The 15,375-nt window shown below is 65.9% G+C and carries 11 protein-coding genes and 1 pseudogene; 3 read left to right on the forward strand and 9 right to left on the reverse strand.

The annotated features are described in order from the left end of the window. Positions 1 to 149: 149 nt before the first annotated feature. The 5 genes from JS521_RS22780 to JS521_RS22800 form a co-directional block, all read right to left on the reverse strand. Positions 150 to 3,836 carry a GDSL-type esterase/lipase family protein gene (locus JS521_RS22780; RefSeq protein ID WP_307847936.1) on the reverse strand — a complete coding sequence of 1,229 codons (3,687 nt, stop codon included), beginning with the start codon at positions 3,834 to 3,836 and terminating at the stop codon, positions 150 to 152. Positions 3,837 to 4,390: 554 nt separating this feature from the next. Continuing rightward, complete coding sequence (locus tag JS521_RS22785; RefSeq protein ID WP_205084800.1) at positions 4,391 to 5,059, reverse strand: peptidase inhibitor family I36 protein; 669 nt, start codon at positions 5,057 to 5,059, stop codon at positions 4,391 to 4,393. 177 nt (positions 5,060 to 5,236) lie between these two features. Beyond that, positions 5,237 to 6,238 carry a CU044_5270 family protein gene (locus tag JS521_RS22790; protein WP_205084801.1) on the reverse strand — a complete coding sequence of 334 codons (1,002 nt, stop codon included), beginning with the start codon at positions 6,236 to 6,238 and terminating at the stop codon, positions 5,237 to 5,239. Next, positions 6,235 to 6,876 carry an RNA polymerase sigma factor gene (locus tag JS521_RS22795; protein WP_205084802.1) on the reverse strand — a complete coding sequence of 214 codons (642 nt, stop codon included), beginning with the start codon at positions 6,874 to 6,876 and terminating at the stop codon, positions 6,235 to 6,237. The genes JS521_RS22790 and JS521_RS22795 overlap by 4 nt, the downstream gene beginning before the upstream one ends. A gap of 526 nt (positions 6,877 to 7,402) precedes the next feature. After that, positions 7,403 to 8,689, reverse strand: coding sequence for an IS256 family transposase (locus JS521_RS22800; RefSeq protein ID WP_372448610.1), 1,287 nt, complete (start codon positions 8,687 to 8,689; stop codon positions 7,403 to 7,405). Between the two features lie 1,128 nt (positions 8,690 to 9,817). On the opposite strand from JS521_RS22800, the gene JS521_RS22805 reads away from it, so the two are divergent. Then, positions 9,818 to 11,062: a ParA family protein gene (locus JS521_RS22805; RefSeq protein WP_205084804.1), complete on the forward strand. Its 1,245-nt coding sequence runs from the start codon at positions 9,818 to 9,820 to the stop codon at positions 11,060 to 11,062. Next, positions 11,059 to 12,069, forward strand: coding sequence for a ParB/RepB/Spo0J family partition protein (locus JS521_RS22810; RefSeq protein WP_205084805.1), 1,011 nt, complete (start codon positions 11,059 to 11,061; stop codon positions 12,067 to 12,069). The genes JS521_RS22805 and JS521_RS22810 overlap by 4 nt, the downstream gene beginning before the upstream one ends. A gap of 168 nt (positions 12,070 to 12,237) precedes the next feature. Here the strand turns inward: JS521_RS22810 and JS521_RS22815 are convergent, their stop codons facing one another. Next, a complete protein-coding gene (locus tag JS521_RS22815) occupies positions 12,238 to 12,612 on the reverse strand; it encodes a DUF6193 family natural product biosynthesis protein (protein WP_205084806.1) in 375 nt (124 codons plus the stop codon). Positions 12,613 to 13,074: 462 nt separating this feature from the next. Then, positions 13,075 to 14,289: a hypothetical protein gene (locus tag JS521_RS22820; RefSeq protein WP_205084807.1), complete on the reverse strand. Its 1,215-nt coding sequence runs from the start codon at positions 14,287 to 14,289 to the stop codon at positions 13,075 to 13,077. Positions 14,290 to 14,375: 86 nt separating this feature from the next. On the opposite strand from JS521_RS22820, the gene JS521_RS22825 reads away from it, so the two are divergent. Further along, positions 14,376 to 14,687 (forward strand): hypothetical protein, encoded by a 312-nt coding sequence (locus JS521_RS22825; protein WP_205084808.1) that lies wholly within the window; start codon positions 14,376 to 14,378, stop codon positions 14,685 to 14,687. 4 nt (positions 14,688 to 14,691) lie between these two features. Here JS521_RS22825 and JS521_RS22830 read toward each other — a convergent pair. Together JS521_RS22830 and JS521_RS22835 are read right to left on the reverse strand one after the other, a co-directional pair. Then, a pseudogene (locus JS521_RS22830) lies at positions 14,692 to 15,073 on the reverse strand (transposase); the annotation flags it as partial. Between the two features lie 105 nt (positions 15,074 to 15,178). Beyond that, positions 15,179 to 15,375: hypothetical protein (locus JS521_RS22835; RefSeq protein ID WP_205084809.1), on the reverse strand; the 197-nt coding region annotated here is incomplete at its 5' end.

The following is a 15,375-nucleotide window of genomic DNA, read 5'->3' on the forward strand; positions in this document are numbered from 1 at the left end:
CCCCTCTCTCGCCCCACCCAAAACCCAAACCAACAACCTCCCCACCCCACGCGGGGGGCCCCGGCCCCCCCCCCCCCCCCCGCCGGGGGGGCGGGGGGGGGCCCCCCCCCCCCCCCCCACCACGGCTCCGTCGGTTTGATCAGGCTCCACTAGCTGCCTTTGTATCCGATGCCGGCCAGTACCTGCTCCATGACTCGGGCGTAGGCCGTGGTGCCGGCGTTCTTGGGGTGGAACGACTCAAGGCTGGCACAGATGTTGTCCCCTGGCCGGGGCAGGCAGGGAACCTGGTCGAGCACGGTTCCGTGCTGGAAGTCGCCATCGCCCTTCGGAGCGGCAACAACACCGTGGATCCACTCCTCGTTCTCACAGACTCCGTGACCCTGGAAGGCAGTTATCGGATCGGCGAAAGCCACCTTGGTTCCAGCCTGTTTCAGCTCAGCCACCTTGGCCTTCTGCTTGTTTCGGACATAGTCGGCCAGCTGGTTCAGGGCATCGAAGTTGCCTGCCCAGCACGGCTCGTCACTGACGAGGCGTGGGTAGCCCATGAGGACGATTTGTGCGTTCGGGGCGGCAAGCGCGATGTCGTCGATCAGCCACCCGGTGTCCGCGACCGCTTGGTCCACTCTGCCTGTGTAGTCGGCCGGGTCGCACACGCCGATGATGTAGCAGTTCGTGATGGCGTTGGTGAAGTTGTTTCCGTCGTTTCCGCCGATGGTCAGCATGACCAGTGTGGTGTCCGGGCTGAGGGCCCCTGAGTCGATCTGGCTCTTCTCGTGGTAGTTGCCCATTCCTCCCCAAGGTGTGGGGTCGCCCGGGGTCAGCTGTGAGGTCTTCGCGCCGGAGCAGCTGACGTCGAGGAAGCTGACGCCGGCGCTCTCGTTATCTGAGAGTTCGCCGATGCTGGTGCTCTGGCCGGGCAGCAGGGTCTTGCGCGGCCAGGAGTTGTCACTGCGTCGGCAGGCGTTCCAGTCGGTCTCACCATGGTCTCTGTTGGACTCCGGTGAGTAGGCTCCGGCACCTTCACCGGAGGTGTAGGAGTCGCCCATGGCGACGACCATGTGCTTGGGCTTGCCTGGTAGAGGCTGGAAGGCGACAGCGTCCCAGGCGACGTTCTCGTCCGCGGTGCCGTCGGCGGTGGTGTTCGTCAACTGCACCTGAGGGGTGCCGGTGAAACGGTAGACGCCGAGCTCCACCCAGGTGTTGTCGCTGAAGTGGGTATTGACGTAGCGGTGGCGGTCGCCGCCTGCCACCCCCTTGATTACGTAGTGAGCCTGCTGGGTGTGCGCGCCGGTGTCGGGCTGGTGGGCGAAGACGCGTGTCCACTCGACATTGCGGTCGAGGGTCCAGGTGCCGTCGATGGTCATCCGGTTTCCAGGACCGCCGAGATGAGCGGTGTCACGGGTGTGCGCGTACCAGAAGTGGCCGCCGTGCCCACCGCCGATCTGGTGCAGGTCTCCCTTGGCCTCGTAGGGGCCCAGGCCTGGTCCGTTCGCCGCCGGATTGGGATGGAACGTGAACGCGAAATTACCTGCGTCAGCGCCGGATGCGCAGGAGCCGTAGGTCGCGGTGTTGTCGGGGACGGACTCCACGATCAGCGCCCCGGCGGGGGCAGCGCCGCACGATGGTGTGCCGTACTTCAGCCGACTGCCGCGGCCCGGTTCCTCGCGCAGGGTGACGTACTTGAGGTTCTCGTGACCGCAGTCGGCCTCGCAGTTCGCTTTCCATGTCACATTCGCGCCGCGCCACCAGTAGGTCTCGTAGCACTTCGCGTCGGGACAGTCCGGAGGGGTGGCTGCGTTGCAGTTGTTGGTGGCGTTGCAGAAAGCGTCAAGTGGCGGCTTGATCAGGTTGCGCAGCGCCGGGCTGGTCCACCAGGCGGGCCGGAACCCGGCGGAGTCGTACCCGGACTCGCCGGGCCAGTCCTGCCGTCCGGACGTGGCGTAGGAGAAGCCGGTGTCCATGGACCAGGCGGCCCAGCCCATCACCTTCTCCTGGTAGGGCCAGTTCTGAGGTTTGGCGGCGTGGCGTGGGTCGGTCATGAACGGGTCCCGTGAAGGGGGGTAGAGCGGGTTCGCGGGGTTGTTGTACCAGCCCAACCCCCATGGTTTGCCGTCACCCTTGTTCTCGTTGAAGCCGAGGTTGTAGTTCCACAGTGCGGCGAACCAGTTCTCCGGCTTCGACGGGTCGTCGTTGTTGACGGTGATGGTCTGCCCGGTGGTGTGCACCTGGTTCCACTTGTCGGCCAGGATGTACATGGATGCGGCGATGTTGACCGCGTAGTCCAGGGCGACGGCCTTCTGCTTCGTCGGGGAGAGGGACGTCTCGCCGGGCTTCTCGTAGCCGGCCAGGCGCATCCCGTCGGTGACCTGTCCGACGCCGTAGCCGCAGTCGGAATTGGCCCAGCGGATCTTCCAGTACTCGGCGGACGTTTCACCCTTGTGTCCGTAGAATCCCGCAATCGACGCCTGCGGGCTGCCCATCTGGCCAGGAATGGCCCCGCCTTCGGCCTGCCACAGGTTCGACTCCTGGGCGAGTACGCCCAGCAGCACCTGGGCGGGGATACGGCCGCCCCCCTTCAGGACCGGAGCCGGAAACAGGCCCTGCGGGTCGACGCTGCCCAGGCCGGTCTGGGAGCGCCACCCTCCCTGGGTGAGCCACTTGGCGCGCAGTTCGCCGCGGATCGCCATGTTTACGGCCCACTCGACCTGGTTCGCGGTCGGCTGCAGGGCCAGCGCTTTCACATCGTTGCGGGGGACGGAACACCACCGGTCGGTGTCGACCGGATTGGTCGCCCGCTCATCAGCGGAGGCAGCAGCCTGCGCATTCCGACCGACCTGCTGCCTGCCGGAAGCACGCAGAGCCGGTGAGAACGACTCATTGCCTGTACCGCTGGTGATGTCGGTGACCGCCTGGGTGATCTTTTCACCCGTGGCGGTCGCCACCCCAGTAATCTTCAGCGAGGCAGTACTCGTCCTGGTGGGGTCCTCGGTGATGCGTGCATGGGGTGAAGGTTCTGCCCCGGCGAAGCCCTTCCCGGCATTGCCGATTCTCTCCAGGCCAGTGCGCACTCCCGGCATGAGCACAGGATCGACGGCCAGTCGGCCGTGGCTGGACACATCCATGTCCGCCGTGACGTCCAGGCGGACCACTCCGGTACCCGAAAGGCTCGCGTGTGTTGTGTCTCCTGTGAGGAATGCCTGGCCCTTCGTGCCCTGCTTCAGGGCCAGCTCTCCTAGCTTCCCCGACGCAAGCAGCGAGGGTGTGTCGCCGTTCTTCCACAGTTTGACGTTTGCCGTGGTGTCGTCGCGGTCGAGAAACGCGATTCCTTGGCTGGTGGGGCGGATGTCAAAAGGTGCGCTGTTCGCGGCGGCCAGTTTTCGGAGCTTGCTGTTCTCCGGGTCAACATGGACCAGGTGGCGGCCGTGGGCGGCGACGAGACCATCCTTGGTCGGGACGGCCGAGGTCAACTGACCGGTGACGGTGGTGTCGGTGGCCATCTGGCCGTTGGTGTCGACAGTGACGAGCCGGGTCTTGGTGTCCCGGATTGCGCTGAAGGCGGCTGAGCGCGTTTGAGGGTTGCACGACGGGTCGAAGTAGGCCAACGAGGCAGTGAAGGGCAGTTTCGTTGTCTGGCCTGACTTGAGGTCGACGACGGCGGTGAACGCCCCGCCCTGCATCAGGTCCGGCTTGTTCGTGAACGTCCGCGGCGCGTACACGACCGCTGCGTGATCGCGGTCCATCACACACAGGTTGCCGATCCACGAGTCCGCCGGAATGCCGGGCTCGGCCAGCGTGGCTACAGTCCGCCACTGATAGGCGTCCTTGCTGTCCGCCACCAGGATTCTGAATCCGTCACGGTCTGCCGCTGAGGTCACGGCCCTGTCTCTTGAGCTGTCCCAGCCTTTGCCGAGCTTCTTGGCCGGGTTCGGCACACGCGACGGCGGATCGGACGGCGTTCCGCCGGACGGCTTCGAAAGAGGTTTCGTAGGAGCAGTGTCGTCGGCAACTGCCGGCGCGGAGTATATGAGCCCGGATAGGACCGCAGTGGCTGCGAGGCCAGCGATCCCACTATGGACAGATCTGCGAACTCTCAATGATTTCCCCAATGACACATTGCTCGCCTAAGGCGAGTAGGCGACGAAGATCATTGAAGCGGCAATGGCCGCTTCAAATGAATGCTGCGCCACGTCGGCTAAGGAGGCTCGCGGCGTCCTCCCGGTGGCGGGCGGGGGCGCTGACCCTGACGGCGGTGCAGGGTGGGCTTGAGGTAGGGGAACGGCCACGGTCCGGGGTGGATCTGCCTGGCCCGGGTCCTGAGCAGTCAGAACACATGCTCGTTCCAGCGCCCTGAAGAAGGGTCGTCAGTGCGGGGAGATCCACTCCCGGCTGGTCACATCTCTATGTAGTCGACCTTGTCATTGAAGTTGCCGCCGGTCGGGTAGCTGGCATCAGAGAACTTGTAGCAGTAGCGGGCAGCCAGCGTCATGTACGGGTCGGGCAGCCCCGTTCGGGCGTCATAGGCCAGCACACCGAACTGATTACGGTTTACGCAGCCGGAGCTCGCCTTGTCCCGGAAGTCCCAGTCCTTGAGCTGCTTCGTCCCGCTCGCAGACCACTGGAGTCGACGTCCTGTGTAGTTCGAGTGCTCCCAGAGGCAGACCCATCCGGGTGCACAGTCGCCGATGGCTGCGGGACCGAACTCACCGCTGCCCTGTGCTGACACCACTCCGCTATCGGGGCTTCTCGGTGCCGGGGCGATTGCAGCAAGTGCCTGATCCGCTTCCACGGCGCTGTCGTAGCAGTAGACATCACCGGTCGGTACTTCGGAACATGCCTGCGCCCCTTGCCACCCGTCGGCCAGGTTGATCTTCTTTCCGTTGTAGGTGGCGATCACGGGCTCGGTTTCGGCGAGCTGCTGCTGCAGCCGGGCCTCTTCGGCCGGCGTGGCAAGGCCGACCTCAGGGGACGTGGAGGGCTCCGGTGCCGCGGTGGCGGTCGTCGCGCTCGCCACCAAGGCGCAGAGGGCAAGGATAGGGACGAGGACGCGCGTGCGACGCATATGGTTCTCCTGTGATGGGGACGTGTAAGTGAGTCACAGGAATTCCACAGCAGGCTCCGGGGCCACGGGCGCAACTGGGGCAGGTATGGCGGGTTCTCGATCGCGATCGTCCAGATGTTCGACCTTGCAAGGTCTAGGCCAACGGTGTATGTCCCTGTCTCGCGAAAGGGATCGCCCCTAGGGATTTTGTCCGGCCTCGTCGACGATTCCAGAGTCGACGAGAGCCACGGAGGTGACCACGGTGCCAGCCTTTCCCCAGGCGTTGTCCTCCACGAGGACCGTGCGCTCGCCCAGCAGCCGTGCCGTGCTCTCGTCGAAGATCCACTCAGTACGTTCGCCACCGTTTGTCCGCGCGACAGCGACCCCGTGCCGGCCCGCCGCGTCCACGGCGTCGGAGACGACGTCGACACCAGGGATGAGAGCAGCAGCCCGGTAGAGAGCCGCAGTGGTGTCAGGGGGAGCCGCCCCGTCGCGCAGAAGGTCCCCGATCGTGACGAAGGCTTCCTGGTGCGGTCCCGTCGTGGAGTCGGAACCGGCACCGTGATTTGCCTCGGCGTCGTCGCTGATCCGCTTCAGCAGGGCATCGGGATCGGTCGGCAGGGCGTCCAGGAACTCATAGGTCGGAGAGTTCAGACTGCCTCGGCCCGGAGTTCCGGGCAGCAGGACATCGCTGTCATTCTTGCGCTGCAGCGTCTGCTCACTGCCGTCCACCGAGGTCCACTGCTCCATGCCCTCGTCCTCGCGCAGGAGTTCCATCCCGCCGGCCTTGGTCTCGGACAGCACCGACGTATGGCCAACCGTCTTGACATACGTGTACTGCCCGGCGCGGATCTTCGTATGCGGCGTCGCGGCAGCGGCCAGAGCTGCCCTCTCCAGTAGTTGGACCGACGCTGCGGAGGCCGGTTGGACCTTGCTCGGAGTGACCGGTGCACCAGAGCCGAGGCTGAGAACGACAACGGACGCTCCAGCAGCCACTGCGGTGCCCAGTGCCAGGCCCCACCGCCTCCTCGCCCGCACCGCGGGGCGGAAGGTGCGAGACCGCGCCTGCCGGTCGACCTCGCTCATGAAATGTGCACGGCGAGCGTCCAGACGTCCGGGTGCCGGCTCCGGATAGGGAGGGGGAGGCAGAGTCCGGTTCGCCTGCCCACGCTCGGCTCGTTCCCGCTGCTCCGGATTCATCCTGCATTCCTCCTAGGGGCTGTGCGGGTCGCGTCCACCCCGCTCGGTGATATGTGTCCGTTCCCGGTCCGCAGTTCCGCAGTGTCGGGATCTGCTCCAAGCTCCTCCTCGACGAGCCTGCGCAGTTTTTGTCTCGCTCGTGAGAGTCGGGAGCGCACGGTGCCCACGGGAAGCCCCAACGCCTCAGCAGCCGCCGCGTACTCCAGGTCGGACCAGACGACCAGTGAGAAGACCTCGCGCTCGCTCCGCTTCAGCCGTCGGAGTGCTCTCCCCGCAGCAGCCAGCCGCTGAGCGTCGGCCATTTGCCCGACCACTTCGTCCGAAAAGTCAGGCATTGCTTCCGGTGGCGGCAGACGAGACATCGCCTCTCGATGTCGACGGGACGCCCGGGCAGTGTTGCGCATCACATTGGTCGCGATGCCCAGCAACCACGCCCGTACGCTTCTGACCTCACCCCGCAGCTTGTCTCGAAGCCGCCAGGCCTCCAGAAACGTAAGCGACATGACGTCTTCGGACAGAGCCCAGTCACCCGTCGTACGGATCGCATGGGCATAGACGACGCGCGCATGCTCGTCGAAAATCTCGGCGAACGCCGCCCGATCGCCAGACCGGACTCGTTCATGCAATGGAAAGTCCACAACCACAAGTGTCCGCGCAGGCGCATCGGTTCCACTTCTGCGCCGTCGAATCCAGCCGGGGCGTACGTCGACGGCCACATTCCTGCCCCGCCGCCACTACAGTGCCGCCGACTGCATCGACGCCTGGAGCCATGTATCCGCCCCGGGCACCCACCGGGCCAGAGCCGTCTTGTCGCCGCGCTCCTCCAGGGAGCCGATGCGTACCTGCGGAGCATCGCAACCCGCAGAGGTGTCGCCCCGGAGACGGCGGCCAGGGTCCGTGCGGCGATCCAGGAATGGGACGGAGCGCGGCGGCTGATCAGCTGATGACGTGCACGGTGACGTACATGTCCCCGGGCGCACCGCCGTGCTTGCCGGGGCCGCCAAGCTCGCGGAGGCGGGCCTTTCTGCCCGTCCCGGATGCCTGCGGGGATGCGGACCTGGTAGGTGCGCTGCCACCGGATGAGCCGGTCTTCCCCCTCGCAGGTCGTGCAGGACCGTGCCGTCTTCTCGTCTGTCCTGGTGGCGTAGGCAGGGCAGGGGTCTGTCAAACGAGCGGTGTAACTCGGGTTGTTGAGGGCTGTTGGCGTGCTGCGGAGAGCCGGCCGTCGAAGGTGATATCGAAGGCGTTCAAGGCTGTCTTCCAGCGCATGGTCCAGCGGGCCTGACCCTTGCCGGTCGGGTCCAGCGACATGATCGCCATGTAGACGCACTTCAAGGCGGCCTGCTCATTCGGGAAGTGGTCGCGGGCCTTGACCGCCCGTCGGATCCGCGCGTTGACGGACTCGATGGCGTTCGTGGTGCAGACGATGCGGCGGATCTCGGTGTCGAAGCGGAGGAAGGGAGTGAACTCCTCCCACGCGTTCTCCCAGAGCCGGACGATCGCCGGATACTTCTTGCCCCATGCATCGGCGAACTCGGCGAACCGATCGAGTGCGGCTTCCTCGGTCGCCGCGGTGTAGACGGGCTTGAGGAGCTTGGCGATCTTGTCCCAGTCCTGGCGGGCGGCATAGCGGAAGGAGTTCCGCGCCAGGTGGACCACGCAGGTCTGCACGATCGTCTTCGGCCAGACGGTCTCGACCGCGTCGGGCAGGCCCTTGAGCCCGTCGCAGACGAGCATGAGGGCGTTGTTCACACCGCGGTTCTTGATCTCGGTGAGGATGTGCATCCAGTGCTTGGCGCCCTCGCCGCCATCACCGGCCCACAGCCCCAGGATGTCCCGCCGGCCGTCGATGGTGACGGCCAGGGCGACGTAGATGGGCCGGTTGGCGACCGCGCCGTCGCGGATCTTCACGTGGATGGCGTCGATGAAGTCCACCGGGTAGACGGCGTCCAGGGGCCGGTTCTGCCATTCGGCCATGCTGTCGAGGATCTTGTCGGTGATCGTGGAGATCGTCTGACGGGACACGTCGGCGCCGTAGACCTCGGCCAGGTGGGCCTTTACCTCACCGGTCGTCAGGCCCTTCGCGGCGAGCGAGATGACCATCTCGTCGATGCCGGAAAGGCGCTTCTTGACGATCTTCGGTTGGAAGGAGCCCTCGCGGTCGCGGGGCACGGCTATCTCCACTGGGCCCACGTCGGTCAGTACGGTCTTGGCGCGGGTGCCGTTGCGGGAGTTGCCGCTGTTCTGCCCCGCCGGATCGTGCTTGTCATAGCCGAGGTGATCGGTGATCTCGCCCTCGAGAGCGGACTCCAGGAGCCGCTTCGTCAGCTGCTGGAGCAGCCCGCCCTCGCCGGTCAGCTGAAGGCCCTCGGCCTGAGCCCGACTCACGAGCTCGTCGATCAGCCGGTCGTCCATGGACGTCGGAACGACGGCCTGAAGACGGCTCGACAGTCTCGGCCTCGGTCACGTTGTGGCTGGTCATCGATGCATCTTCCATGATCGGGACTTACACCGAACGTCTTACAGTCCCCGCTGGGTCGGCGAAGCCACGACCCCCGAGAGTATCGGACACCTCATCCGCGCCTTCGATCCGCTGCGGGAACTCGGTGAAGAGGCGTGTCACGGCTCGTCCTTGGGTGTGGGTGGCGGTGGTGCGGCACGGTGTCCGTCCCGTACGGGATGGTTGGTGGTCGTGTACGGCTGGGGGCCAGGAGTGGTTGGTGTTCTCACCCATAACCCCGGCAGCGCCGCCGGACCCCGACGACCCCTGGGGCAGCTGCCGCCCCGCACCAACGGTCGACCGCAACACCCTCGACTGGTGCACCGCCGCACAGATGCTCGCCGACCACCACGACACCGCGATCGACCGGCAGATCTTCGCCGCCCGACGCCCTGCTCCGCGAGCTCGGAGTACGCGGCCTTGCCCAACTCCACTCCGACCTCCATCACGGCGCTCCCATCGATGGCCGCTTCACGCGCTGCCCGTACTGCTCCGGCCCCGGAGAGGACCCCGAGCTGCCGGATTGCCGAGAGGTCGGCTGCCCGCTGCAGTACGAGTTCGCCGATCACCCGCACGTCTGCCGGGTCTGCCGAGGTGAGGACTACCAGCCCGTCTCCTGGTCCCGGAGGCTGCCTCGTCGTCTCGGAAAGGGCCGGTGAGTTGGCTGCGGAGAGGGTCGTCGGGCCCGGGCTTCCCTCGCCAGGGAGGCCCGGGCCCCTTTTCTCGTCCTCGGAGCAGAGCCGCAGCGTTCCCGGGTGCACGGAGGAGGACCGGTGTGGGCGGTGGGCTCTTAGCGCTCGGCACAGACACAAAGCGCCTGAGCATCTCATACGGGAAAAAAGCGACCTGCGGAAGGGGGGTTCTCGTGGGTGAACTCGGGAGCGCCGGTGTGATTGGGCGCGGAGCCAAGCGCGAGGCCGTCAGCGGGGCGCACAGCCGTTTTTCATTGACGGGGTGCCGGGTCGTCTTGCATGTGGGCTGCCGTATTACGCCGTAATACTTGCCCGCTGACAGGCTCTCAGAGTATTAGCTAACGTGTCCCTGATGAACATGATCTATGTCGTTAGTAAGGTATGCGTATGACTTCGCCTGACGCAGCCGACCGCGAGAAGGTCGTTTCCAAGCTACCCCCCGCCCTGCAGCAAGCCCTGAAGGTCCGCGCAGCCCAACACGGCACCGACATCCAGCATGCTGTCGAAGCTGGCATCACCGCATGGCGCCGGCTCGGAGCGAACCCCCCCGCGGCCGACACAGGGGGCGCAAAGCCGTTCGCGACCTTCCTCCCGACGGGCCAGTGGGACGAGTTCCGTGAGGCCTGCGCCTCCCGCGGGGTCTCGCTCATCCAAGGGCTCACGCAGTCCGTGCTGTTCTGGCTCGACACCAACCCAGCACCCGGTGTCGTCCGCCCGGAGCACCCCAAGCGGATCATCATCTGCAACCAGAAGGGCGGCGTGGGCAAGACCGCGCTCGCCGCGGGCGTCGGTGAAGCCTTCGCAGAGGACAGCGACCAGCTGCACCCCGTACGTATCTCCAAGCACTTCGCCGCAGCGCTCCTCGATCCTGACGCGGAACCGGCTTCTCCCCTCGACTACGAGGATCTCCCCGGGCTCGGTCTCCGTGTGCTCCTCGTCGACTTCGACCCGCAGTGCCACCTCACCAACCAGCTCGGGCACGAGCCGCTGCCCATCGAGGGAGACTCCCTCACCAAGCACATGGCAGGAGAGGCGAAGGGCGAACTCAAGGACCTCATCGTCCCCATCGAGGACGCACGCTTCGGCGACCGGCTGCACCTTCTGCCGGCCTGCACCGACGCCTTCCTCCTCGACGTGAAGCTCTCCAGCGTCCGCGCCCGCGAAGCCGCCCTCGAACGCGTCCTGGGAACGGTCGAAGGCGACTACGACGTCGTCATCATCGACTGCCCCCCAAGCCTCGGCCTCAGCATGGACGCCGCCGCCTACTACGGCCGCCGCCGCGACGGCGAAGCCCCCGGCAACTCCGGAATCCTCATCATCGTCCAGGCCGAAGACAGCTCCGCAGACGCCTACGGACTCCTCACCAACCAAATCGAGGACCTCCGCGGCGACATGCACCTCGAACTCGACTACCTCGGCATCGTCGTCAACCACTACGACGCACGCCGCGGCTACATCGCCACATCCTCCCTCCAGTCATGGATCGACATAAAGGACCCCCGGGTCGTCGGCGTCATCGGAGACCTCAAGGAACAGAAGGAAGCCGTCCGCCTGAAGCGGCCCCTCCTCGCCTACGCCCCCCGCTGCGACCAGGCCGTCGGCATGCGCGCACTCACCAGGGAGATCTCATGAGCAAGGCAGACACCCTGCGCGCGAGTGCGTCCTTCGGCCAGGCCAGGGGAGGCATCAGTGCCCGCCGCGCCGCGATCGAAGCCGCCGCCGCCGCCCCTACCGACGGCGCTCCCCCGCCGCTCAAGCTCCCGGTGGACGTCATCAGCCTCAACCCGGCCAACCCCCGTGAAGAGCTGGGTGACCTGACCGACCTCGGAGCGAGCCTCCGCGACCACGGGCAGAAGACCGCCATCAGCATCATGAGCCGGTTCGCCTACCTGGAAGGAAACCCCGACCGGAAAAATGATCTTGAGGAGGGCGCCAAGTACGTCGTCATCGACGGCAACACACGCCTTGCCGCCGCGCGCGAAGCTGGCCTCACCGAGATCAAGGTGATGCTGGACGACGAACTCGGCAGCAACCCCGACGAGATCCTCGAGTCCGCGTTCGTCGCGAACGTCCACCGCCAGGACCTCGACCCCCTCGACGAAGCGAAGGTTCTCCAGCAACTGCTTGCCATCCACAAAACGCAAGACGCTCTCGCCGCCCGCCTTCACCGCTCCCAAGGATGGGTGTCACAGCGCCTGGCCCTCCTCGGCCTGACGCCGGAGCTGAAGGAGAAGCTGCAGTCCGGCGAGGAGTCCGCAGCGCTGCTGCGGCGTGTAGGGAAGAAGAAGCCCGAAGAGCAGGAAGAGCACCTCCGCCAGCTCAAAACGAAGAAGCAGGAGGCTCCACGGAGGAAGGCGGCGCCGAAGCCTCCGGCCATTCCTGCGCCCGCTCCCCCGGCTCAGAGCGAGAAGGTGTCTCCCTCCGCGCAGTCCCGGCAGCAGGGCGAGGCGCTCATGAACGCCGCGTTCGCTCAGCTCAACGACGAGCAGCGAAGTGCATTCATCCTCCGCTACTTCCAGCTGAGCGCTGGGGTCGAGGCCGTCACAGCGGACATGCGAGGAGACCTTCCTGCCGACGCGCGTAACTCGCTCGCAGATATCCTTCAGCAGATCGCGACAGGTCTGCGCGCGGGGGAGTAGCCGCCGGAAGGCGGCGAAGGACTCAGCGCATGGCAGATGGCGGGCCCCACCGATGTGGGGCGCGCCATCTGCGTCTGGTCGCCACCTGGCTCCTTGCTGGGAGCTTGTGACCCGTCTCGGGGTCGCATCAGCCGTGTATGGGGGGGGCAGGATCGGTCTGCGGCTCGCTCAATCGGTGAGGTGACTCGGTGGGGGCCACGGCCCCTCGAAGGCCGGCCCGCAGTCGTCAGGCAGGTGGGCCACCACCAACGCGGCCGCCTCTCGAGGGGTGAGCGACTCCCCCAGGACACGCTCCGATGCGTGCAGAGGCGCGTACACGATGCACTCTTGCGCGTCGCCCACGATGAACGGTAGGTCATTGCTCCACGGGAACTCGGTGTTCCGGTGAAGAGTGAGCGCTCCATGGCTGGGAAACGGAAACAGGGCCCGCAGCCGAGTTTCGGCATAGGCAGCCTCTATCACTGCGGGCTCGCCCCTCCGCGCGCCGGGAAGCTTGTCCAGTATCCCGCGCCACGTCTTCTCGACCACGGTCTCCTCAGCCATCCCGCGATCATGACGCCCCGAGACAGGGCATCACAACCCGTCTCATCGGGATGGCCATACCCGGAGGAGACTTTCCCGCGCGGGTCCAACTTTGCCGTAGCTGCTCAGCTCTTGGTGAGATGGTCATGTCGGCAAGGCCTGGATGCCAGGCTTCACCTTCTCTGCGGAATTATTACGCCGTAATGACGTGCTCTGAGTCGGTGACAGCTGGAGTACGGAGTACCGCTCGCGGAGACCGGCGAGCCCGGCCTCGCCGCCATCGATGAACATCCGGTCAACCCAGCAGTCGAACGTGACGGTGACGGCGGGGACGCGTCGGCTCTGACGATCGGGCACCAGCAGGCAGGGGAGCGGGACACCGAAACCGAGTACCCGGTAGCCCTGGTCGTCTCAGCGGACGCGACCGGCGGCATGGCCAGCAGGCCGCACCGACGGCACCGGAGCCGTCCGCCGTCCCTACAGTCAGACGCTGGCGGGTTCGTCTCCTGTTGTCGGCGACTGCGTCGCCATCGGGGGAGCAGAGAACTTGGGCCAGGGGACGCGCTCAAGTAGCCAAGCTGGGAGAGCCCAGATCCCGTAGCGCCCATGCAGCCCATCGCCGTCGACGGCCACGGGGTAGGCATCGGGCCCTTGGAAGCCATCTCGGCTGCCGCCATACCAGGAGGACGGGTCATACTCGCACTCCAAACCGATTGTGCCGACCGGCTCCCCCTCCTCCTCGTCGTCGCCGAGCCAGAGGTCGATCTCTGTGCCCCAGTCCATCCCGTGGTTGCCTCCCACGGTGATGACGACGAAGTTGTCCGTTCCTGGGATATCGAACCGCTGTCGCTCTGCGAGCTCACCCTCCTCCAACGTGATGCCGGAGACGAGGTTGAAGGCCTGGACGAGCTCAGTTTCCGCCTCTTTGCTCTGGTTGAAGGCCCTTTCAACGAGCATGGCCGCAGAGTCGGTATCGGCCGACATGGCGGTGATGACCCCGTCAGCGAACTGGAAGGTGAGGTTGGCACGCACCAGCACATTGTTGATGGGCACCACTGTCACGTCGCAGTCGTCCACGAGGGAGCCGATTGAGACGGTTGCCTCGCCGGTCGCCAGGAAGCAGGCGACAGCGTCGGCTACCTCCCGCCTCGACGTGCCAGGGTCGTCCCTCCGACCGTGCACCTGCTGATCCGTGCTTCCTCCTGCTTCCACACGAACCATGCCTATGCCGGCCAACGCGACGAGACCGGTCACAGAAGCCCCGGAGACATCTGAGGCGGCAAGTCCATAGTCCTGCGCCTCCCACATACGGGAGTAGGCCGCCTGCAGCCCAACAACCCGCCCGATGTCGAGTACATCCTGGTTCTGCTGGTCCGCAGGAAGACGCGCAGTCAGATAGCGGATGATCGCGGAGCGCGCATGTCCGTCATCCACAGCTAGATCGAAGAGCGTGGGACGCAGCTCCTTCAATGGCCGAACATGGGGCACGGATATGCCCCACGCCTTGAACGCAGCGGGGACATCTTTGTCGCTGGTGACGATCAGAACCTCGTCTGCCTCTGCAAGTTGAAGGAGGTCGCGCAGCCAGGCGCTATCGCTCGCGCCCGTCCTACTGATCGTTTCAGAATGAGATCTGGGGCAAGCGAAGGCGTATGAGGGGCAGCCGGTGGAGGTGACGACCTGTCCGGTCTGTCCCATGCAGCTTTGGCTGCGGCCTGGCCCATCACTGTCGGCAGGCGTACTCACTGGCCCGCCCGGCCGTGGGCACCGTGCATAGTGTGTTCATGGATGGATTCGTGGGTCGGGCAAGCCTCGAATGGTGGGCCAATCGCGCCACGTGCATTGAGAAGTACGACATCGACCTCATCGTCGCTATCGACGCGGTCGGCACGTGGCGGGCACGCGGTCAGCATGCCAATGCCCTCGACGCGACCCAACGCGAGGGCTGGGACTTCCTCATGGAGATGGACCCCTACTTCTCCATCGTGTTTCCCGAGGAGGACCAGAGTGGGATCTTGGTGAGCGTCGTCGAGTCAGAGGACGGAACTCTCACGCTCACGGAGGCGTCAGAGGGGGATGGCCCGGCTCCTCGCTGATCTTTCAGAATGAAGTCCGCAGACGACGAAGGCATATGAGGCTGCAGGCCAGTTCAAGCAGGCCTTGGTGCAGATCCGCACGTCGTTCGTAGCGAATGCGGAGCCGCTTGAACTGGTGCAGCCAGGCGAAGGTGCGCTTGACCACCAAGCGCACCTTGCCCAGCCCGGAGCCATGGGCGACCCCGCGGCGGGCGATCATCGGCTTGATCGGCATACAGGTGCCGGGGCATTCGGCGGGGTCGTCCTCGACGGCCCCGAATCGGCGGGACGGCGTCCAGCAGCGGCAGCAACTGAGTGACGTCATGCCGGTTCCCGCCGGTAAGCGTGACAGCAAGCGGCGTGCCGGAGCGATCGACGATCAGGTGATGCTTCGAGCCGGGACGAGCACAGCTCCGCATGGCCGCGCGGCCTGTTCCGGCAAGAGCACCAGGTTGACTCACCGCAAGCGTCGCGATCGACACCCTGAACCGCCCCGAGCGGCCACCTCTCAGTCAGTGCTCCTGAGGCAGCTCCTTCGCGATGCTGATATTCCCCCTGATGTCCAGCATGAGAACCTGGGGCTTCCGATCATGTGCAGAGGAAGGCCGCCGGGTGACTGCGGGAGACAGTAGGTGGCCGCGATGCAGCTGACACGCACGCACCGCATACTCATCGGGGTCGTCGTCGCGGGCGCGGTGATCATCGCCGC

The organism is Streptomyces durocortorensis (assembly GCF_016901035.1).
In the GTDB taxonomy this organism is placed as follows: Bacteria; Actinomycetota; Actinomycetes; order Streptomycetales; family Streptomycetaceae; genus Streptomyces; species Streptomyces durocortorensis.

Coding starts and splice junctions, on each gene's coding strand:
- JS521_RS22785 (WP_205084800.1), bottom strand. CDS start 5,059: ATGCGTCGCACGCGCGTCCTCGTCCCTATCCTTGCCCTCTGCGCCTTG.
- JS521_RS22790 (WP_205084801.1), bottom strand. CDS start 6,238: ATGAATCCGGAGCAGCGGGAACGAGCCGAGCGTGGGCAGGCGAACCGG.
- JS521_RS22805 (WP_205084804.1), top strand. CDS start 9,818: ATGACTTCGCCTGACGCAGCCGACCGCGAGAAGGTCGTTTCCAAGCTA.
- JS521_RS22810 (WP_205084805.1), top strand. CDS start 11,059: ATGAGCAAGGCAGACACCCTGCGCGCGAGTGCGTCCTTCGGCCAGGCC.
- JS521_RS22815 (WP_205084806.1), bottom strand. CDS start 12,612: ATGGCTGAGGAGACCGTGGTCGAGAAGACGTGGCGCGGGATACTGGAC.
- JS521_RS22820 (WP_205084807.1), bottom strand. CDS start 14,289: ATGGGACAGACCGGACAGGTCGTCACCTCCACCGGCTGCCCCTCATAC.
- JS521_RS22825 (WP_205084808.1), top strand. CDS start 14,376: ATGGATGGATTCGTGGGTCGGGCAAGCCTCGAATGGTGGGCCAATCGC.